General features: G+C 66.0%; 16 protein-coding genes. 5 read left to right on the top strand and 11 right to left on the bottom strand.

The annotated features are described in order from the left end of the window. Positions 1-2 precede the first annotated feature (2 nt). Genes B2747_RS15555 through coxB form a run of 4 tightly spaced genes read right to left on the bottom strand, consistent with a single transcriptional unit; the run spans position 3 to position 4,302 of the window. Positions 3-362 (bottom strand): cytochrome C oxidase subunit IV family protein, encoded by a 360-nt coding sequence (locus B2747_RS15555; protein WP_291162946.1) that lies wholly within the window; start codon positions 360-362, stop codon positions 3-5. Positions 363-369: 7 nt separating this feature from the next. After that, positions 370-1,062, bottom strand: coding sequence for a cytochrome c oxidase subunit 3 (locus B2747_RS15550; RefSeq protein WP_291162944.1), 693 nt, complete (start codon positions 1,060-1,062; stop codon positions 370-372). A gap of 1 nt (position 1,063) precedes the next feature. Continuing rightward, the gene (gene ctaD / locus B2747_RS15545; protein ID WP_291162942.1) at positions 1,064-2,947 is read right to left on the bottom strand and encodes a cytochrome c oxidase subunit I; all 1,884 of its coding nucleotides are present in this window, start codon (positions 2,945-2,947) and stop codon (positions 1,064-1,066) included. Between the two features lie 32 nt (positions 2,948-2,979). Then, positions 2,980-4,302: a cytochrome c oxidase subunit II gene (gene coxB / locus B2747_RS15540; protein ID WP_291162940.1), complete on the bottom strand. Its 1,323-nt coding sequence runs from the start codon at positions 4,300-4,302 to the stop codon at positions 2,980-2,982. A gap of 308 nt (positions 4,303-4,610) precedes the next feature. Here coxB and B2747_RS15535 point away from each other — a divergent pair, with 308 nt between their 5' ends. Next, complete coding sequence (locus B2747_RS15535; protein WP_291162937.1) at positions 4,611-5,765, top strand: ABC transporter substrate-binding protein; 1,155 nt, start codon at positions 4,611-4,613, stop codon at positions 5,763-5,765. Further along, positions 5,762-7,504 (top strand): methyl-accepting chemotaxis protein, encoded by a 1,743-nt coding sequence (locus tag B2747_RS15530; protein ID WP_291162935.1) that lies wholly within the window; start codon positions 5,762-5,764, stop codon positions 7,502-7,504. Before B2747_RS15535 ends, B2747_RS15530 begins: the two co-directional genes overlap by 4 nt. A gap of 267 nt (positions 7,505-7,771) precedes the next feature. Here the strand turns inward: B2747_RS15530 and B2747_RS15525 are convergent, their stop codons facing one another. Next, the gene (locus tag B2747_RS15525; protein WP_291162933.1) at positions 7,772-8,908 is read right to left on the bottom strand and encodes a saccharopine dehydrogenase family protein; all 1,137 of its coding nucleotides are present in this window, start codon (positions 8,906-8,908) and stop codon (positions 7,772-7,774) included. A 28-nt stretch (positions 8,909-8,936) separates the two neighbouring features. Here B2747_RS15525 and B2747_RS15520 point away from each other — a divergent pair, with 28 nt between their 5' ends. Then, positions 8,937-9,413 carry a CoA-binding protein gene (locus B2747_RS15520; RefSeq protein ID WP_291162931.1) on the top strand — a complete coding sequence of 159 codons (477 nt, stop codon included), beginning with the start codon at positions 8,937-8,939 and terminating at the stop codon, positions 9,411-9,413. Between the two features lie 12 nt (positions 9,414-9,425). Here B2747_RS15520 and B2747_RS15515 read toward each other — a convergent pair whose 3' ends face one another. The 6 genes from B2747_RS15515 to B2747_RS15490 all read right to left on the bottom strand — a co-directional run bounded on the left by B2747_RS15515 (position 9,426) and on the right by B2747_RS15490 (position 18,238). Next, positions 9,426-10,901: a diguanylate cyclase gene (locus B2747_RS15515; protein WP_291162928.1), complete on the bottom strand. Its 1,476-nt coding sequence runs from the start codon at positions 10,899-10,901 to the stop codon at positions 9,426-9,428. A gap of 85 nt (positions 10,902-10,986) precedes the next feature. After that, positions 10,987-13,521, bottom strand: a complete 2,535-nt coding sequence (gene gyrA, locus B2747_RS15510; protein ID WP_291162925.1) for a DNA gyrase subunit A — start codon at positions 13,519-13,521, stop codon at positions 10,987-10,989. 149 nt (positions 13,522-13,670) lie between these two features. Next, entirely contained in the window at positions 13,671-15,515 is a 1,845-nt protein-coding gene (locus B2747_RS15505) for a mechanosensitive ion channel family protein (protein ID WP_291162923.1), read from the bottom strand. Positions 15,516-15,602: 87 nt separating this feature from the next. Beyond that, positions 15,603-15,827, bottom strand: coding sequence for a hypothetical protein (locus B2747_RS15500; protein ID WP_291162921.1), 225 nt, complete (start codon positions 15,825-15,827; stop codon positions 15,603-15,605). Between the two features lie 13 nt (positions 15,828-15,840). Continuing rightward, positions 15,841-16,923, bottom strand: a complete 1,083-nt coding sequence (locus tag B2747_RS15495) for a zinc-binding dehydrogenase (RefSeq protein ID WP_291162918.1) — start codon at positions 16,921-16,923, stop codon at positions 15,841-15,843. A 4-nt stretch (positions 16,924-16,927) separates the two neighbouring features. Continuing rightward, the gene (locus B2747_RS15490; RefSeq protein ID WP_291162915.1) at positions 16,928-18,238 is read right to left on the bottom strand and encodes a hypothetical protein; all 1,311 of its coding nucleotides are present in this window, start codon (positions 18,236-18,238) and stop codon (positions 16,928-16,930) included. A 172-nt stretch (positions 18,239-18,410) separates the two neighbouring features. On the opposite strand from B2747_RS15490, the gene odhB reads away from it, so the two are divergent. Further along, positions 18,411-19,682: a 2-oxoglutarate dehydrogenase complex dihydrolipoyllysine-residue succinyltransferase gene (gene odhB / locus B2747_RS15485; RefSeq protein WP_291162912.1), complete on the top strand. Its 1,272-nt coding sequence runs from the start codon at positions 18,411-18,413 to the stop codon at positions 19,680-19,682. Between the two features lie 606 nt (positions 19,683-20,288). Next, entirely contained in the window at positions 20,289-20,675 is a 387-nt protein-coding gene (locus B2747_RS15480; protein ID WP_291162909.1) for a hypothetical protein, read from the top strand. Positions 20,676-20,700: the final 25 nt, after the last annotated feature.

The following is a 20,700-nucleotide window of genomic DNA, read 5'->3' as shown; positions in this document are numbered from 1 at the left end:
AACTAAATGTTGGCCGAGTTAATAATAATCCCCAACCGCAACACCAGCTTGCTGAACAGGAACAGCAGCCCGATCAGCGTGAGCGATGCGACAATCAGCGGTCCCGTGAACAGCGCGCGGAACAGCTTGTGGTCGTACTTGAGATGCATGTAGTACATCACGACGATCACAAACTTCACCGCCGACATGATCAGCATGCTCGGCACATACACCCAGCTGTTTTCCCAGGCCGGGATGTAGTAGGCCGACACTTCGACGGCCGTGATGATCGTGAGGATGAGCGCGACCTTCCAGTACGTGGACCAGGTCGGGTGCTCCTCGTGTTGCGCGTGCGCGTCGTGCGCGTGTGCGTGGTCGGCCATCAGCTCCTCACTTGATCAGGTAGAGCAGCGTGAAGATCGCGATCCACACCACGTCGACGAAGTGCCAGTACAGCGCGCAGATGTCGACGAGCAGTGAATCGGCGGGCGTGAGCCCGCGCTTGTAGTCGATGGCGAGCAGCGTGAACAGCCACAGCACACCGGCCGTCACGTGCGCACCATGGAAGCCGGTGAGCGTGAAGAAGCTCGAGCCGAACAGGTTGGTGCGGATGCTCAGGCCTTCGTGCACGAACGAGGTGAACTCGTAGGCCTGGAAGCCAAGGAAGGTGATGCCCAGCAGCGCCGTCATCCACAGCCACAGCTTGGACGAGCCCAGGATGCGCTCGCCCAGCGTGTGCTTCGGCAGGTTCTTGTTCTGCACCGCCGCCAGCGCCAGCACCATGGCCAGCGACGACATGAGCAGCACGAACGTCGACGCCGACGTGACGGGGATGTTGAGGATTGGCTTGAAGACCTCACCCGTGGCCGGGTTGGTCCAGGCCTCGTGCGGATACGGACCGGCCGGGCTGCGCCCCTTGTACACGAGGTACGTGGAGATCAGCGAGGCAAAGAGCATGCACTCGGACCCGATGAAGGTCCAAATGGCGATCTTGCGGTTGTCGAGGCCGAGCGAGGTGTAGTGATGGCCGCCGCCGTGGGCGTGGCCGTCGCCGTGCGCGGCGGTTGCGGAGTTGGCGGTCATCTTAGTGGTGATCCTCGAGCGGCGTGAGCAGCCACTTGTACAGCGAGCCGACCCACCATGCGGTGCCACCGATCATGATGGCGATGGCCAGGGGGGCGCTCTTCTCCATGAACATGAGACCGCAGAACATCACGACGATGCCGGTGGCCGTGATGAGCGGCCAGATCGACGGATTCGGCATGACGATGCCCGTTTCCTTCGTCGTCGGAATGTGCAGATCCTTCTCTTCCTCGTACGTCGTCTCGTGCACGAGCGGCTCACCCTCCTTCATGTTCCAGAGGGGATAGCGCGACTTGATCTGCGGCAGCTCGGCGAAGTTGTACTCGGGCGGCGGCGAGGGGATGGACCACTCGATGGTGGCCGCGCCCCAGGGGTTGCTGGAGGCCAGCTTTCCGCCCTTCCAGCTCTTGAACACGTTGATCAGGCCAAACAGCGTGCCGATGATGAGGATCAGCGTGCCGATCGAGGAGGCCATGTTGAACAACTCGATGCCCTGCCCCGCGTCGTACTGGTAGTAGCGGCGCGGCATGCCGAGCAGGCCGCTGAAGTGCATCGGGAAGAACGTGAGGTTCATGCCGATGAACGACACCCAGAAGTGCCAGTTGCCAAGCTTCTCGGAGAGGAAGCGGCCCGTGATCTTCGGGAAGTAGTAGTACATGCCGGCGAACAGACCGAACACCGAGCCGCCGAAGAGCACGTAATGGAAGTGCGCGACGATGAAGTACGTGTCCGTCTGCTGCAGGTCGGCCGGCGGCGAGCTGTGCATCACGCCCGAGATACCGCCGATGGTGAACATGCCGACGAGCGCGATGGCGAACTTCATGGCCACCGTGAAGCGGATCTGGCCGCCCCACATGGTCGCCATCCAGTTGAAGATCTTCACGCCCGTGGGGATGGCGATCAGCATCGTGGCCAGCGAGAACACCGAGTCGGCGATGGGACCCATGCCGACCGAGAACATGTGGTGCGCCCACACGCCGAAGCCGAGGAAGCCGATCAGGATGCCGGAGTACACCATGACGGGGTACCCGAACAGCGGCTTGCGCGAAAACGTCGGCAGCACTTCGGACACGAGACCGAAGGCGGGCAGAATGAGGATGTACACCTCGGGGTGGCCGAAGACCCAGAACAGATGCTGCCAGAGCAGCGGGTCGGCACCCTTGGCGACCGTGTAGAAGTTCGTGCCGAAGAACCGGTCGAACTGCAGGAACACGAGCGCGATGGTGATGACGGGGAAGGCCAGCACCACAAGGAACTGCACCACGAACGACATCCAGGTGAAGATCGGCATGCGCATGAGCGACATGCCGGGCGCCCGCATGTTGATGATCGTGGTGATGAAGTTGAAGCCGGCGGCCAGCGACGAGATACCCAGGATCTGGAGGCCGAGCACCCAGAAATCCATGTTGATCTGCGGCGAGTACGCCTTCGTGCTCAGCGGCGCGTAACCGAACCAGCCACCGTCCGGCGCCACCGAGAAGAAGATGGGCACCGTGATGTAGATGCCGCCCAGCAGGTAGATCCAGTACGAGAAGGCGTTCAGACGCGGGAAGGCCACGTCACGCGCGCCGATCTGCAGCGGGATCAGGAAGTTGAAGAACGCCGCCGAGAGAGGCATGACGGCGAGGAAGATCATCGTCGTGCCGTGCATCGTGAACAGCTGGTTGTACATGTCGGCCGAAACGACGTTGGCGTTCGGCACGGCCAGCTGGGCACGGATGACGGCGGCTTCGAGTCCACCGACCACGAAGAAGAACAGGCCGGTGATGAGATAGAGCGCCCCGATGCGCTTGTGGTCCACCGTGGTGAGCCAGGACCACAACCCGGTATCAGCGGGTGCGGCCTTGGCCTGGGTGTACGGGGGCGCGGCAGCGATGGTTGCCATCGTGTCGTTTGGTCAGTCGGTCGGAGACGGGATTACTTGAGAGCCTGCAGGTACGCGACGATGTCCGCAATGTCGGCGTCGGTCAGACCACCGACGTTGACGACGTTCTTGCGCACTGGATCGGTGAGGCCCTTACCCATGGTGGGCATGAGACTGCCGGGCTTCATGTGGCCCGCACTCTTGATCCAGTAGGCGAGATGCTTGGCATCGTTCGGATACAGGCCGGCGCCGATGGTGTAGCGCGACCCGACATGCGTGAGGTTCGGCCCGATATTGGCCATGTTGAACGGCGTGCCACCGATGGCGTGACAGCCAATGCAGGTGGACTTGCTGTACTTGTCCCGTCCCCGCTCGGCATCACCCTGCGCCAGCAGCGACTCATCGAACGAGATCGTGGTGGGCAGCTTGGCCGTGGGGATGATGTGCTTGAATTCGCCTTCGACCTTCTCCTTGGGGAAGGTCCAAACCGGTACGGCGGGCTGCACGTCGGCCGCAGGGGCCGGTGTGGCCGGCTGCGCGCCCGTGTTGGAGGCCAGCACGACCGGCGTAGCGCCAGCAGCGGCACCGCTCGCGGCGGCCGTGCCCGTGGGCAGCGCCGGCGCCGGCACAGCAGCCGGGAAGATGGCGTTCTGCTTCTGGTGCGCGGCCCACTGCTCGAATTCCTGCGGCGTCACGGTGAACACGCGGAAGCGCATGTTGGCGTGTGACGGGCCACAGAACTCGGCGCAGAAGCCGTTCCACGCCGAAGACGGCAGATCGGCGTTGGGCGTGAACCAGAGGTAGTTGGTGCGGTTCGAGATCAGATCGCGCTTGCCACCCAGCTGGGGAATCCAGAAGGAGTGCAACACGTCGATCGTCTTGAGCTGGAAGCTGACCGTGCGGCCATTGGGCAGGTACAGCTCGTTGGCCGTGGTGATGCCCAGCTGCGGGTACTTGAACTCCCACCACCACTGATGGCCAATGACCTCGACCTGCAGCGCGTCGGGCGCCGCCTTGGCCTGGGTCTTGAAGATCGTGCGGACCGTGGGGATGGCGATGAAAATCAGGATGACGGCCGGGATGGCCGTCCACGTGATTTCCAGGGCCGTGTTGCCGTGTACCTGTTTCGGCTTGCCGGCTCCCGCGCGCTGGCGGAAGCGGAAGATCGTGTACACGAGCGCCGCTTCAACACCGATGAAGACAATGGTGCCCCAGAAGAGCAGCTTGTCCCACAACGCGTCGATATCCGCGTTGAAGTCGGTGGTGTGATTGAACGTCGAATTCGGATACTCGCCGCCACACGCAGCGAGTCCGAGGGCCAGAGCGCCCAGCAGCGCGGCGGAAGCCAGTCTCCGCGGGCGGAACGTGCCAACCATGCCGGTTCCTGAGGGAGTGTTTGGAGGCGGCCATCCCGGGCGACATCGTTTGCGCGATGGCCCGACCGGGTTGGCAGCTGAGGGTAGGACTACGAAAGCGAAGCTAAACGGACGCTTCCAGACCCCGCAAGGAATTCCGGGCAAAAACGTCGGGGGTGACCTGACTTTTGCATGACAAAGTAACTGCCATGTGCAGTTTTGCCGGTTTTTCCCTAGGAAACTGCAGGATTCGACTCACTGCCAAGACATGCCGACAACCTTGGCGTGAGCCGTCGTTTCCGCCTCCTGCCTCCGGTCGTCTACGCAGCGTGAGACTCCTGCCCTTTGCCATCAATTCGACACGCCAACTGGTCGCGGTGACCGTGGCGCTGGCCCTGTCGGGCTGCTCGCGCGGTCCGTCCACTGGAACCGGCCTCGCCATTGGCGTCGGGGCCATTCCCGGCAGTCCCGGTTATGAGCAGGTCGTGCGCGGCGTGGAAATGGCCGTGGCACGCCTGAACGAGACCGGCGGCGCGGGGGGCACGCGCTTTACCGTGCGCCTGCCCGACAGCGTGGCCACATCGGCCGTGCGCGTCGCCCAGCAATTGCGCGACGACCCCTCGGTCATTGCGGTGGTCGGTCATCCGGAAAGCGGCAACACGGTGGAGGTGATGCCCATCTACGCCGATGCCGAGCATGCGGGGGCCAATGGGGTGGTGGCCGTGTCGCCCACGGCCTCGTCGCCTCGGCTCACCGGCATCAGTCCCTGGTTCTTTCGTGTGGCACCGAGTGACGCCGAGGTGGCGCGCGACGCCGCCCGCTGGGTGCTCGATTCTCTGGGCGCGCGCCGCGCGGCCATCGTGTATCGCAATGACTCCTATGGCCGTGACTGGTCGGCCACCTTCGCGCGCACCTTCTCGGAGGGGTTTGGCGATGTGGTCATGCGCGACCCGTACCTGAATGGCGTGGTGGAGTGGGAAGCCTACGCGGCGCTGATTGCCAAACTCGAGCCCGACGTCGTGCTGTTTCCGGGTGATGGCGACGATGCGCTGGCCCTCATTCGTGCGCTCAAGGCGCGCAATGTGACGGCGCCCTTTGTGGGCGGCGACGGCACGGAAACCATGAGCAGTAACGCCGACGCTGTTGGCGCACGCTATGTGGCGTTCTTCCGCGCCGAGCGCGCGACGAGCAAGGAAGCCATGGAGTTCCTGCCCAAGTATCGGGCCAAGTATCAGCAGGATCCCGACATGTTTGCGGCGCTCTCGTACGACGCCGCGCTGGTGATTGGCCGTACGGTGGCCGCGGGCGCGCGCACACGCGGGTCGCTGCGTCAGGCGCTTGAGAAGATCGGCAACGGCGCGCCATCGGTGGATGGTGTGGCAGGACGCATTGCCTTTGACGAGAAGCACGACATCAAGGGCCGCTCGGTGGTCATCACACGTGTCACGGCAGCGACGCCCTCGGTGGGAGGCTCGACGCCGTGAAGCGCTTCCGTTTGCTGTCCACCATTCGCGCGCGACTCATTGCCGGCTTTGGTACATCGCTCACGCTGTTGCTCGTGGCCGGATTGCTTGGGTGGTACGGGCTCTCCACCACCAATCGCGACGCGGAACGCACCGTAAGCGAATTGGCCAGTCGTTCGGAGTTCGTGGAGCGCGCCACCAACACGGTCATGCGCGAACTCGTGGCCGGTCTGCGCTTTCTCAATACGGGTCGCAGTGAGGACGAAGCGGCCTATCGCGACCTGGTGGTCGATGCCGAGACACTGCGCGAGGAAGCGCTCGCGCAGGGCATGCTGAACGCCGAAGAGCGGCGGCATTTGGAGGAGATCGGTCGACTGCAGAGCGCACTCGAAGTCCGCATTGCCGTGACGCGCGCCTGGCAGGCCACGGATCAGGGCGCGGAGGCGGACCGGGTGCTGGGCGCCACGCGGCAGGACATCGAAAGCATCGAGAAGGCGCTGCAGCTGCTGCGCGTATCGGCCCGCAACGGCGCCTCAGGCTCCATGGATCGCATGCGGGAGAAGCTCACGCGCGCCGAGGCCAGTCTGGCCATGGTGGTGGCGGCCGCGTTTGGCGTGGCGGCGTTCTTCGGTCTCTCGACGGCACGCGCCGTCACGCATCCGCTCGAAGCGCTGCGTAACCAGATGATGGCCATTGGGGCCGGCGATCTGCGCGAGCCACTCGAGGCGGCGTACGGCGGCAGCGCGAATTCGGCCTCCGGCAACGCGGTGGCGCGGGAGTACGCCGAGCTCATTGAGGCCATGCGTCAGGCCCGTGAGCGGCTGCGCCTGCTGTTGTCGCGTGTGCGCGAAGAAGCTGATCAGGTCACGCTGGCGTCGAGCGAGTTGTCGGCATCGGCGCAGGCCGCAGCCGCGTCCACGCAGCATGTCACCACCGCCGTCATGGATATCTCCCACGGTGCGGTCATGCAGCTCTCGGCGCTCAATCATGCGAGCGAATCGGTGAAGACGCTGGCCGAAGCCGGCGCGACCATTGGCGAAGCCGCGGAAGAGACCGATCGCGTGGGCCGGGAGATTCGCGGCACCACCAACTCGGCGCGCGATCAGGTGCAGGTGGCGGTGGATACGCTGCTCGGCGCCCGCGAAGTCGTGACGGCGTCGCGTCAGGAGATGATGTCGCTGCGCGATGCGACCAGCGTGATCGACGACTTCGTGAGTGTGATTTCGGAGATTGCGTCGCAGACCAACCTGCTGGCACTCAATGCGGCCATCGAGGCGGCGCGTGCCGGGCAAGCCGGGCGCGGGTTTGCGGTGGTGGCGCAGGAGGTCCGCGTGCTGGCCGAGCAGAGTGCGGCGGCGGCCAATCAGGTCACGGACAACGTGAAACGCATTCGCAGCCGGATTGCCAGCGCGTCCACGGCCGTGGAGAGTGGCGCGACGCGGCTGCGTGACGTGGAGACGGTGGCCGAAGCGGTCGGATCGGCGCTGGCGCGCATCGAGCACGCGGTCTCACAGGTGGAGACGGCGACGGCGCGGGTCACGCAGGCCGTGGAGAGCAACCGGGAGTCGCTGCAGACGGTGCAGAAGGCGCTGACGACCGCGCGCGACACGGCGGAGAGTCATGCCGCGTCGGCGGAAGAGGTCGCGGCGAGCACCGAGGAGACTTCGGCGTCGGCTGAGGAGGTGAGCGCGACGGCGGAAGTGCTGCAGACGGCGTCGGTGAGGGTGAGGGGGATGATTGGGGAGTTCAGGACCTCGTAACTGCGGTCGGGGTCGGGGTTCGCCATCCGCAGCCGTGGGCGGTGGGCTATGGGCTGTGAGTGAGGGTGGTTTGTCGGCCAGATCGCGCGATCCATCAGATCGGCGCGATCATGGCCCCCGGGCTCCGGTGCATCGGAGAACGCGATGCCGCAAAATGCACCACTGTCACCCACAGCCCACAGCGCACGGCTCAGAGCTGTGGATCGCGAAACGGGAATTGCGACGTGAGAAACGGGACATGCGAAATGAGAGTCGAGCTCCCCACGCTCACACCTCCCTCACCCCAATCCCTCTCTCCCCCAGCATCCTGAAATACCGCTCCGCCGGCACACACTCATCCGGCGTATGCACGCCCGGTGCAATGTCACCGCCGGCCTGCAATTGCCCCGTGATGGACAGCGTGTAACCGGTCGTGCGCATCATGGCGGAAATGCCATGCGCGGCGTCGTAGCGGTCGATGACCTGCCAGGCGCGCGTGGCGTGTGTGCCGTCCTTCGTGCCCGTCACTTCCACGCGCAGCGCAACCAGGTCCGGCTTGCCCTTGCGCAGGTGATCGCCGGCCACCTTCACGAACACATCGCGCGGCACGACCTGCTGCCCCTTCACGTCCACGGCCGTCGTGTCCAGCAGACCGAGGTCGCGAATGGCTTCCATGATGTGCGCGTGCCCGGGGTAGCGCAGCGTCTTGTACTCCATGGTGGGAATCTGCCCTGCATACCGGTACACCATGGTGCTGAGCCCACCGGCGGTGTGGAAGGCTTCGAGATCGCCAATGTCACCGCCAAAGTGCACGGTCTCACGCTCTGACAAGGCGCGCACCTGGGCGGGGCGGCCGTCCCGCACGACCAGCGACGGCGTCGTGTAATAATCCACCATGCCCTCGATGGAGTACGCGATCTGGTAGCCCAGGGGCGGCTCGGGTTCCTGCGGCAGTCCGCCCACGAACAGTTTGACCCGGTTCACCGTGTCGAACTGATCGATGCCATGCTGGGCGATGACGTTGACCATGCCCGGCGCGAGCCCTGTGTCGGGGATCACACTTACCCCCTTGGCGCGGGCCGCGGCATCGAGCTGCTTCTGTTGCTGCACGATTTCGGTGTTGCCACCGAGATCGGTGAAGTGCACGCCCATCTCCACGGCAAGCCGCGCGAGATTGGCGTTGTAGTAGTACGGGATGGCACTGAGGACGGCGTCGCAGCGCGCGAACACGGCGCGCACGGCATCGTCGCTGCGCACGTCGAGCGCCAGTTGTTCGAGGCGCGGTCCGGCATGTGCTGCAAGAAACGGGGGCAAGGGACCGACGCGCACGTCGGCCAGCAGCACCTGTGTCACGGTGGACACATTGAGCAGATCGAACGCGCACGCGGTACCTTGCAGTCCCGCGCCGAGGACGAGCAAACGCATCAGCTGACTCCGATGAGTGGAGGCACGTGTGGAGATACTGGGAGTGGATGAGAAGCTAACAGGTGGTGACACGTCGTGGCGGGAGCGTCTTGTCGAGGAGCCGGAGGCCATTGCCTCGGTGCTGAAGCAGGCGCGACGCGTGGCCGTCATCGGCATCAAGCCGGAAATCGCCGGTGGACCGGCGTATTACGTGCCGCAGTACCTGCAGGCCCACGGCTACGAGATCATCCCGGTGCCGGTGTACTTCCCCGACATCACCGAGATCCTCGGCGAGCCGGTGCATCGCGAACTCCACACCATCGAGGGGCCCATCGATCTCGTGGTGCTGTTCCGTCGCTCACCCGACGTGGCGCAGCATGTGGACGAGATCATCGCCGCGCGCCCGCGCGCGGTGTGGATGCAGCTCGGCATCGCCAATGAGGACGCCGCCGAGGCGCTGGCACGGGCCGGCATTCTGGTGGTACAGGATCGCTGCACCAAGGTGGAGCATCAGCAGCTGCGCTGACCACAGCGCTGGCTACATCCGCACGCAGTTGCGGCCGTCGGCCTTGGCGCGATACAGCGCGGCGTCGGCGCGTGAGAACAGGTCCTCCACGCTTTCAATGCGTGCGGCGGGGAACACGGCCACACCCACCGAGGCCGTGAGGCGCAGCGACGCGGCCAGCGACTCGCTGGCAAATCCGTGGCCTTCCACCGCCGCCCGGATGCGCTCGGCAAACGACTCGGCGCCCTCGTCGTCGGTTTCCGGCAGCAGCACGAGGAATTCCTCGCCGCCGTAACGCGCCACGATGTCACTGGTGCGGATGGTGTCGTGCAGCAACTGCGCCACGTCCCGCAGCACATCGTCACCCACCAGATGCCCGTAGGTGTCGTTGACCGACTTGAAGTGGTCGAGGTCGATCATGAGCAGCGCCATGGTGCTGTCGTAGCGCAGCGCACGCTCCATTTCGGCGTTGATGCGCTCGGTGAGCGCGCGCCGGTTGAGCAGTTGCGTGAGCGGGTCGGTCTGCGCGAGCTGCTCGAGTCGCGCGTTGTCGGCCATGGTGCTCTCCACCATCTGCGCGCGCTGAATGACGGCCACGGCCGCCGTGACCACGGCCTGCGCAAACTCGAGATCGGCCGCCGAGAAGCGCTCCTGATCACGGCGACGACGCACGAGAAACACGCCGTACTGCCCGCGATCAATGGAGAACGGCAGCGCGATGACTGACTTGATGGGCACCTCGATACCTTCAATGCCCCACACATGCCGCACGCCATCGTAGAGCGGATGCGTATCGAGGTCTTCCACCAGCACCGGCTGCCCACTTTCCAGCGCGGCCTTGAGCTCAGGGTAGCGATCGAGCTGCACCGTGAGGTGCTGAATGCCCGGGTTCTCATACGCCGCCACGACCACGGCCTGTGAGTCACCGGGACGCGCGAGCACGACGCTGCAGTGCGACACGCCCAAGGCACGCGCAGCGCGGCGCACGAGAATCTGGAAGAGCTCGGACACCGAGAGATCGCCGGTGACCTCGTGCAGAATGTCCACGAGCTTGCGGCGACTGTCAGCGTCCTGCTGCGCACGCACCAGCGCCTCTTCGGTGCGCAGCAGCGCCATGCGTGTGGAGCGCAGCAGCGCTCCCATGCGGAGCTGGGCCTGCACGCGGGCCAGCAGTTCCTTGGGCCGGTACGGCTTGCGAATGAAATCGGCCGCCCCCAGCCCCAGCGAGCGCACCGACGCTTCTTCGGGCGGCTGCGCCGACAGCATGAGCACCGGCAGGTCGCGCCAGCGCTCTTCACCCTTGATGCGCTCGAGCAACTGACAGCCGTCGGCATCGGGCATGAGAATGTCCAGCAGCAACAGGTCGGGCGACTTCTTTTCGAGCTGCTCGAGACAGGCGGCGCCGCCGTTGGCGGGCACGACGTCGTATCCGTTCTCCTGGAGCAACCAGGTCACGGATTCGAGCACCGCCTCGTCATCGTCAGCCACCAGGATGCGCGACGTCGCCATCCCCTCTCCGCCAGAGCCCGAGGGGCGGACGGAATGCCCACCCCCACTGCCTTCCTGCTACGACCTGTGGTGCTCTGGGCGACGATTACTCGCCGCCGTTCTCCGCGCCGCTCTCCGCCGCGGTGTCCCCACCGCTGGCGTCTTCGGCCCCACCCTCGCCGTCATCCTTGTCGTCGGGAATGACCCGGGCCACGGCTGAGACCACGTCGTTCTCATCGAGCGCCACCAGTCGCACCCCCTGCGCCGCGCGGCCGGTGACGCGAATCTCGCTCACCTTGCTGCGGATGGCGATGCCCTGACGGGTCATGAGCATGAGCTCGTCCTCGGGCACGACTTCCATGAGCGCCACCACGTCACCGGTCTTGGGCGTGCGGTTGAGCGTGAGGATGCCCTTGCCGCCGCGCTTCTGCACGCGGTATTCGCTCACCTCGCTGCACTTGCCGAGTCCACGCTCGGTGACCACGAGCAGCGTGGCCTCGCGCTTGATGACGACCATGCCCACCACCTCGTCAGCCGGGCGCAGTTCGATGCCCTTGACGCCCGTGGTGTCGCGGCCCATCTCGCGCACATCGCTTTCGTGGAAGCGCACCGACAAGCCATGCTTGGTGGCCAGCACCACGTCGTTGTTGCCGCTGGTCACCTGCACGTCCATCAGGGCATCGCCGTCCTCGATCTTGATGGCCTTGATGCCGTTGCTGCGCGGATTCGAGTACTGCGACAGCGCCGTCTTCTTGACCGTGCCGTTGCGCGTGCTGAAGAGCAGGAACTCGGTGTCGCTGAACTCCCGCACCGGCACGATGGTGCGAATGCGCGTGTCCGGCGAGACGTTGATGAGGTTCACGATGGGCTTGCCACGCGTGGCCCGGCCCAACTGCGGCAGTTCGTGCACCTTGAGCCAGAAGCAGCGCCCGTCATCGGTGAAGATGAGCAGGTAGGTGTGCGTGCTGGCCACGTACAGCCGTTCGATGAAATCGTCTTCGCGCAGATCCGCGCCGCTCTTGCCGCGCCCGCCGCGTCCCTGCCGCTTGTACAGCGACACGGCCGTACGCTTGATGTAGCCCTTGTGGGAGATGGTGACGACCATCTCCTCTTCGGCGATGAGATCCTCGATGGAGAACTCGCCCTCGTCGCTGACGATCTCCGTGCGGCGCTCGTCGCCGTAGGTGTCCGACAGCTTGAGCAGCTCGCCCTTGAGGATTTCCATGCGGCGCGGCTTGGACTCGAGGATGGCGCGCAGCTCGATGATTTCCGCGCGCACCTCGCGCAGTTCCTCTTCCAGCTTGTCGCGCTCGAGGCCCGTGAGCTTGGCCAGGCGCATGTTGAGAATGGCCTCGGCCTGCCGCTCCGACAGTCCGAAGCGCGACTGCAGCTGCGCACTGGCCGTGGGCGTGTCCTCGGCCGCACGAATGAGCTTGATGACCTCGTCGATATTGTCGACGGCAATCTTGAGGCCCTCGAGGATGTGCTCGCGCTCCAGCGCCTTGTCGAGCTGGAACTGCGTGCGGCGCACGATGACTTCATGCCGGTGCGCGATGTAGTGCTCCAGGCACTGCTTGAGCGTGAGCACCTTGGGCACGAGCTGCCGCGTGTTCGGATCGGGCACCAGCGCCAGCATGATCACACCGAAGGTGCTCTGCATGGCGGTGTGCTTGTACAGCTGGTTGAGCACCACGCGCGGAATGGCGTCGCGCTTGAGCTCCACCACCACACGGATGCCATCGCGGTCGGACTCGTCGCGCAGCGCGCTGATGCCCGTGAGCTTCTGCTCGCGCACCAGTTCGGCGATGTCCGCCACCAGCTTGGCCTTGTTGACCTGGTACGGCACTTCGGTGACGACGATCTGCGACTTGCCGCTCGACTCGCGCTCCTCGATGACCGCACGCGCGCGCATGACGATGCGACCGCGGCCCGTGTCCTGGTAGTCGGCAATGCCGGCACGGCCGTAGATGTAACCGCCCGTGGGGAAGTCAGGCCCCTTCACGAGCTTGCGCAGGGAAGGTCCGTCGAGCTCGGGGTTGTCGATGAGCGCAACCACCGCGCTGATGACTTCCTTGAGGTTGTGCGGCGGAATGTTGGTGGCCATGCCCACCGCGATGCCGGACGAGCCGTTCACCAGCAGGTTGGGGAAGCCACTCGGCAGCACGCGCGGCTCTTCGAGCCGGTCGTCGAAGTTGGGCGCGAAATCGACCGTGTTCTGATCGATGTCGTTGAGCATCTCCACGGCCATGCGCGTCAGACGCGCCTCGGTGTAGCGATACGCGGCCGCGCCGTCACCGTCCATGGAACCGAAGTTGCCCTGGCCGTCCACCAGCGGATAGCGCAGCGAGAAGTCCTGCACCATGCGCACGAGCGCGTCGTACACACTGCTGTCGCCGTGCGGGTGATACTTGCCGAGCACGTCGCCGACCACGGTGGCCGATTTCTTGTACGCACGCCCGGGCAACAGTCCGAGCTCGTTCATCGCATACAGCACGCGGCGATGCACGGGCTTGAGGCCATCGCGCACGTCCGGCAGCGCGCGCGACACGATGACGCTCATGGAGTAGTTGATGAACGATTCCTTGACCTCCTCGTCGATGAGGCGGGGCAGGATGCGTTCGCGGGCGTTCGGTGCGGTCATGGGACGGCGGGAAGAGAGGTGCAGCCGACGGCGTGGCCGTGGACGAAATCATTGGCGGACCCGATGGCAGGGGGTGGCGCCGGTCTTCCGGCGGGTCCCTGCGGCCATCGGGGTGTAGCCTTGAAATTTAACTGCCGAGCTGGCCCGTTTCAGGCGCCCCAGGTACGGACAATGGTGACGAGTCGCCATTCGGCGGCGGCTCCCGTCCCGTTCCGGCGCATGAGGTACACCGCCCCGCCGCGGCCCGGTGCGTCGAGAATGACGCCCCCCGGCTCCACCGGTCGGCGGACCGCCACCAGGGCGTAGTCCCGCCAGATGACGACCGGCGCCACCAGCATGTAGGCAAGCTCGGCCTCGGGCTTGGTGCGACCCACGGCGGCATAGAACTCGTCCCGGGCGTGGCGCTGGGCCTCCGGGCCGAAATAGGCCTTCACGCGCGGCTTGGGGGCCTTGGGGAAGTCCATACCGCTGAACCCTGGCACCACGAAGGTCACCGTGTCCGACGCCAGCGGGGACGGCAGACAGCCCGGTCCCTGCGGGTCGGGCACGTCGCCCGTCATGCCGGTCGCCACGGCCTCACGCAGCTTCGGCCGGGCCGCACCGCGCCCCGCCGGCTCGAGCTCGTCCCAGAAGGGACGGTCGACGCCGGCCTCCCACCCCACGATGACGCGGAGCAGGCGACGGGCTTCGGGCGTGTCGAGACGCGCGCCAACGCCGCGGTTCACGATGATGGACTCCATGCGCTCCACCATCGCCTGCACGGAATCGCGCTGCTCCGGCGTGGTGTCGCGCGAAAACACGCGCAGCGCCCCCGGGTTGCAGCGGTCGCCCAATTCCGCCCAGTCCGCCCGCGTAAGCAGGCTGCGACGGAGCCCGTTGAGCTGGCCGTACACGGCCTCCGTCTCCGCGTCGAGGCGCGAACGCTCAATGCGGGCCTCGCGCGCGGAATCGCTCTGCGCCGCCGGACTGCTCTTGGCTGGCGCCGCCTGCGCCGTGAGCGCCGACGGCCAATGCAGCAGGCCACACACCACGAGCAACGCCACCGTACCCTGCGCGGCGGAGCCCTGCGCGTCAGTGCGCGACTGCTCGGCAGCAGCCTTGGCTACGGCCTTTGCGGCGGCCTTGGCCGACTGCGCCGCAACTTCTGCCGCCTCTTCGGCCTCTTCCGACGTCTGTTCGGCCAGTTCCTGCGCTTCTTCTGCCGCGGCTTCGGCATCGATGGCCCGACGCTCCGCCTGATAGCGCTCGTACCACTCGCGCGTCACCTGTCCGGCCAGTTCGCGATTGCCAAGGCCAAAGGAGAGCGACAGGGCCAGCGCGACAGCGCCGAAGAGAATGGCAAAGGCCGTGGTCACGATGTCCGTGGCAATGCCCAACTCCTGCAGCGCCATGAACACCGCGAGCACAATCACACCACCACGCCCGATGCGCGCGAGCCACGGGCCGCCGTACAGGCCGCCAGCCGAGGCCATGATGAGTCCACCGACAAATCCACCCAGCACAATGCCGAGGATGATGATGACGATGGCCGCGATGACACTCGGGATGTAGCTCACGAGTTCCGTGAACACATTGGCCAGCGAGTCGAGACCGATGGCGCTCGCGGCAATCATGAGCACCGCGAACATCACGACCCAGAACAGCAGATTGGCCAGTACCTTGGCGGGATTGAGGTGCGAGCCGGAACGCTCCACGGCCTGCACCACACCACCACGCTCGAGCAACTGATTGAACTTCACACGGCGCAGCAGGCGCGTGGTGCCCTTCTCCACCACCTTGGCGAGCAAATAGCCGGCGAAGAGGATGACGAGCGCACCAAAGAGCGCCGGCACAAACTCGCCGAGCAGCGAGAAGCTTTGTGCGAGGCGTTCGGTGAACGTGCTGGCGACGGACGATTCACCCGAAACGTCCTGCGCGGCCGCGAGTGCGATGCGCAGCGAATCGGCAAACCACAGCGACGACGAGTCGCCGACAGGGGCGGACGGCTGAAACAAGGGATCCTGACGAATGGAGGATTGATACGTCCCGGAAACTTAGTGCCCTGTGTCACGAGGACAGAGGGGGTTCCGGCTCCGCCCTGGCTACAGCCGGGTGCCGCGCCGCACGTCAAAGATCGCGCTGCGCCGGCACTGGGGGCACAGGAGCCACTCGCGCTGGCGATGATAGCCCAGGCCAAAGGACCCGCCGCCAATGGGCCGCTGGGTCATGGGCACGCCGCAGCGCGGGCAGTCGGGGCGTTCCCCCTGCTGAACCGCCGCCCGGAGCGCACGCTCTTCGTCTGCGGTGTAGCGCGCCGACTCGCTCATGCCGTACACTCGCTCATCCCGCCAACTCGCCGGCCTGCCCACGCAGCCGAATGACCACCTTGCCGAACTGCTGGCCCGAGGCGAGGCGCGCATAAGCCGCCTGCGCCTCGTCGAGGCTCCACACCGAGTCCACCGGCGGCTGCAGCGAGCCGTGATCGAAAAAATCGCTGATCGTGCCGAATTCGGCGTCGTTGCCCATGGTGGAGCCCATGAGTGTCCACTGGTTCCAGAACATGCGACGCACGTCCACCTGCACGAAGGGGCCGCTGGTGCCCCCGCAGGTCACGAGGCGGCCACGCCGGCCCAGCGCGGTGAGCGACTGCGCCCAGGTGGCCTCACCCACGGAGTCGATGACCACGTCCACGCCGCGCTTGTCGGTGCGGGCGCGAATGGTCTTGCCCACATCGGGCTGCCGATGATCGAGCAGGTGGTCGGCCCCGAGCAACTGCGCCTTGTCGAGCTTCTCGGGACTGGACGAGGTGACCCACACGGTGGCGCCCAGATGCTTGCAGATCTGCAGCGCTGCCAGCGCCACGCCACCGCCAATGCCCCAGATGAGCACCTGATCACCGGCGCGCACCTTGGCGCGCGTGACCACCATGCGCCAGGCCGTGAGCGTGGCCAGCGGGAAGGCCGCTGCCGTCTCCCAGGGCAACCAGTCAGGGAAGGTGCGCAGATTGGCCTCGGGCACCACCACGTACTCGGCCAGCGTGCCGGGCAGATGCTCGCCCAGAATGCCGTAGCTCAGACAGAGGGGCTGATCGCCGTCGCGGCAGTACTCACACTGGCAACTGCGGTCCGCCACGCCCGGATTGATGATGACACGGTCGCCGGGTTTGACGCGTGTCACCCCGCTGCCCACCGCCTCCACGATGCCCGCGCCGTCGGAACCCAGCGGCCAGCCGGGTTTGACCTTGGAACCGGGAATACCGCCCAGCACCCAGAGGTCGAGCCGGTTGAGCGCGGCCGCGACGAGGCGGACACGCACGCTGTCGGCCGCGTCGATGGTGGGCATGGCGATGTCATCGCGCACGACCAACTGCTCCGGGCCACCGTGCTCGGTAAAGGTCAGCGCGCGCATGCGGTACAGGGACATGACGTCAGAACGGAAGAGGGTGACGCTGGAGCACCGGCTTGTCGGGCTTCTGCACGTCGAGGGTGTAGAGTGAGACCGCACCGAAGCCCACGACGATCGTGCGATCGGGAAGGCGCACGCGACCCTGGCGCTGGCCGTCCCGATCAATGACATCATAACAGCGGGCCTTGGCCTCCTTCTCGCAGCGGGTCACGACCCACACGCGGTCGATGGGGTCCACGACCGGCGCCAGGTCGCCGCGAAACGGCGGGTGTGTGTTGGGCCAGGTGGAGGGCTCTTCGACGGCAATGGTGGAGATGCTCGTGCGGCGCGGATTGTTGCGCAGCGCTTCCTCCACGTTGCGCTTGTTGTCGTCCATGACGCGCTTGCGATCGTCGTCGGTTACGGGAACGGAGGTGAAGGGCACGGGCCCCAGCGACACCCGGGTGCCGTCCACGCCGATGAGATCCACGCGGTACGTGGCCGCACGCAGAATCATGACCGTGCCGTCGGAGAGTGGGGCCCAGGTATCGACGGGCTGCAGCGCGGCGGTGTTGGCGTAGACCTTGTAGTTGCCGCCACTGCCCATGACCGGCGGCTTGGGCGCCTGGGCGGGCATGAGTTGCGCGGCGGTATCGAAGCTGGCCGAGGCCAGGCGGATGCGCACGATGGGGATGGGGACGCGCGGCGGGGCCTGCGTGGCGGCCGCGGCACCGGTGAGCGGCGAGCGCGGGGGTTGGCCAGTGCCAAGCGCCAGTTCGGGGCTGACGAGGGCGCGAATGCCCGTAATGCCGCCACCCTGTGGGCCACCCTGTGGGCCACCCTGTGGGCCACCTGGTCCGCCGGGGCCACCCTGGCCGCGCATGGGTCCACTGGGAAGACGGACCCGCTGCTCGCGCGCCACGTTGCCGCTGCCGTCCACAATGAAGAAGCGACCGGACAGCGGGTCGATGGTGACCAGCGAGTCGTCTACCCAGCGCCAGAGTCCCTGCAGCACGCGTGGGGCGGGACCGGTGGTCTTGAGTTCGCGCTCAGTCCGCTTTCGGGTGGCGAGATCCACCACTTCGAGCTGCGCGCCGTTCACCACCAGCAGTTGGCCGGTGCCCAGTTCGCGGAGCCCACGAATGGCCTCGAGGCCCTCGATGCTGGCGTTGGGTTTGGCGAGTGGAGTCTCGGTCACTGGAGTGGGCTGGCCCGCTCCCTGCGCGGAGGCCGTAGAGCCGGTGGCCGTGCCAACGGTCACGGCAAGCGCGGTGAGCAGCAGCGGCAGACGATACCGAGGCGCGCGGTGGCAGCCATCGATGGGAGCAGCCGTTCGGGGGGATGTCAGCGACATCGGGGCGAGAGCGAGGGGAAGGGAGGGACATAACGCGAGCTACAGCCATGACACGGCGCGCCACGGCGCAATGCGCGGCTCCAGAATCTACAAGGGCCGACCATTCCCGCCGGTCCTCTGTCTATATTGCGGGTTCGTTCCGATCAGTCGACTCCCACCACGGAATTGCTGTATGTCGTCCATCAAGGTTCCCCCCCTTGGCGAATCGATCGTCGAGGCGACCGTTTCGCGCTGGCTCAAGAAAGAGGGCGACGCCGTCGCCGTGGGCGATGCGCTCGTCGAGCTCGAAACCGACAAGATCACGGTCGAAGTGCCGGCGCTCGAGGCGGGCGTGCTGACGTCGCGTGCCAAGGGTGAGGGCGACGTGGTGGCCGTAGGCGACGTGCTCGGGGAACTGCAACAGCAAACGGCGGGAGCGGGAACGCCGGCAGCCGCAGCGCCGGAAGCCGGGGCGTCGGGAGCGGTTGCCGCGGCGCCTGCGGCGGCTGCACCTGCGGCGACTGCACCTGCGGCGGCCCCTGCCGCTGCTGAAACCAAGGTGTCGCCGGCCGCGGCCCGGCTGGCCACTGAGACGGGCATCAACCCGGCCGACGTGCAGGGCACGGGCCGCGGCGGCGTGGTGAGCAAGGCGGATGTGATGAGCGCCGCGGCAGCCCCCGCCGTCCAGGCTGCTGCGGTAAGGGCTCCCGTCGCGCCGGCTGCTGGCGTCCAGGCTCCCGCAGTTACCGCGACTGCTGTTGGTGCCGGGCAGCGCGAGACCCGCGAAAAGATGTCCACGCGCCGCAAGCGCATTGCCGAGAACCTGCTGCAGTCGCAGCACGCCACCGCGCATCTGACGACGTTCAATGAGATCGACATGACGGCCATCTCGGCCCTGCGTGAGCGACTCAAGGATCGTGTCGAGAAGGAGCAGGGCGTCAAGCTCTCGTTCATGCCCTTCTTCGTCAAAGCCGCCACGCTGGCGCTCAAGGCCTACCCGGTGGTGAACGCCCAGATCGACGGCGACACCATCGTGTACAAGCACTATGTGAACATGGGCATTGCCGTGGCCAGCGATGCGGGCCTCGTGGTGCCGAACATCAAGGACGCCGATCAGAAGAGCGTGGTGGAGATCGGCAAGGATATCGGCGCCGTGGCCAAGCGGGCGCGCGACGGCAAGCTGTCCATGGATGACCTCACCGGCGGCACCTTCACCATCACCAATGGTGGCGTGTTCGGCTCACTGGTCTCGACCCCCATCATCAACTATCCGCAGGTCGGCATTCTCGGTCTGCACAAGATCCAGGATCGCCCCGTGGCCATTGATGGCAAGGTGGAGATCCGGCCCATGATGTACATCGCGCTGTCGTACGATCACCGCATCATCGATGGACAGCAGGCCGTGCTGTTCCTCGTGCGTGTCAAGGAACTGATGGAAGATCCGGCCGCGATGCTGGTGTACTGAGCGACGCCTGGTCGACGCCTGGTCGACTCACGACTCGAAACTCCAACACAGAACCCGGAACTGATCAGTTTCGGGTTTTGTGTTTGGGTGGTGAGTCGTTGGTCAGTCGAACTGACAACTCACAACTTGAACTCAAAGCTCAAAGCTGACCGGACTTTCGGTTAGCCGTGAGCTTTGAGTTCAAGTTTTTGAGTTGTGTGTTGCGCCTTGTCGCACGGCGCGGCATCCCCCAAAGCACCACGACGCCCCTAACGCTTGCGCGCGGGACGTCGGGCTTCGTCGGCGCACGTTTTCAACGCGAGGGTTGGGGCCGTGGCCAACGATGTCGAAGCGGCATCCGCCGCGTTGTGCATTCCATTGCCGACTGGCCTGCCCCGCACCGAGTCAGCATCCGCATGTAGGACGCCGACGGCGTGAGCCACGTCACATCGCGCCCTGCTGATCGCTAATGTAGCGCTCGGCCCCAACTTGCCAAGCGGGCGTGACCATTTCGAGATGCAGCCGCGCCTTGGTCCGCCATTCCAATGCAAACCCTGTGACGAATGGGGGTGTCTGAGTGGTACGTACAGTGCGAGGGATGCACCTCGCCCACGGCCCGGAGGCCGCATGCCCCACACGACCACCATCGCACACAGTTCGCCCGTCACCATCACCGGCACCTGGGAAGGTGCGCTCTATTCCGCGCACGGCCAGCAGGCTCGGCATTTTGTCCTGCACCAGTCCGCGCGGGGTGCGCAGAGCACGGTGAGCGCGGGCCCGTTGGGCGCAGGCCCCTTGGGCGGCAGCGGCATGACCCTGGTGGTGGAAGACAGCGAGCCCGAGCCCCTGCACTTGCTCGACGGGACCACTCGTGTGCTGGTGGGGCTCGCCGAACGTGCCCAGCTGCTCATTGAGGCGCGGCTGCGGGGCGATGGCATGGTGGGGCACTGGGTGCAGCGTGATGGCGAGGGCCGAGTCCAGGGCGAGGGCGAGTTGGTCGCTGGCCGCGTCTAGCGCCACCCCTCCGCCCAGGTCGGCG

The sequence above is a fragment of the Gemmatimonas sp. UBA7669 genome, assembly GCF_002483225.1.
In the GTDB taxonomy this organism is placed as follows: Bacteria; Gemmatimonadota; Gemmatimonadetes; order Gemmatimonadales; family Gemmatimonadaceae; genus Gemmatimonas.
Note: the sequence above shows the minus strand (reverse complement) of the source record. Positions and strands in the feature narration are given on the sequence as shown.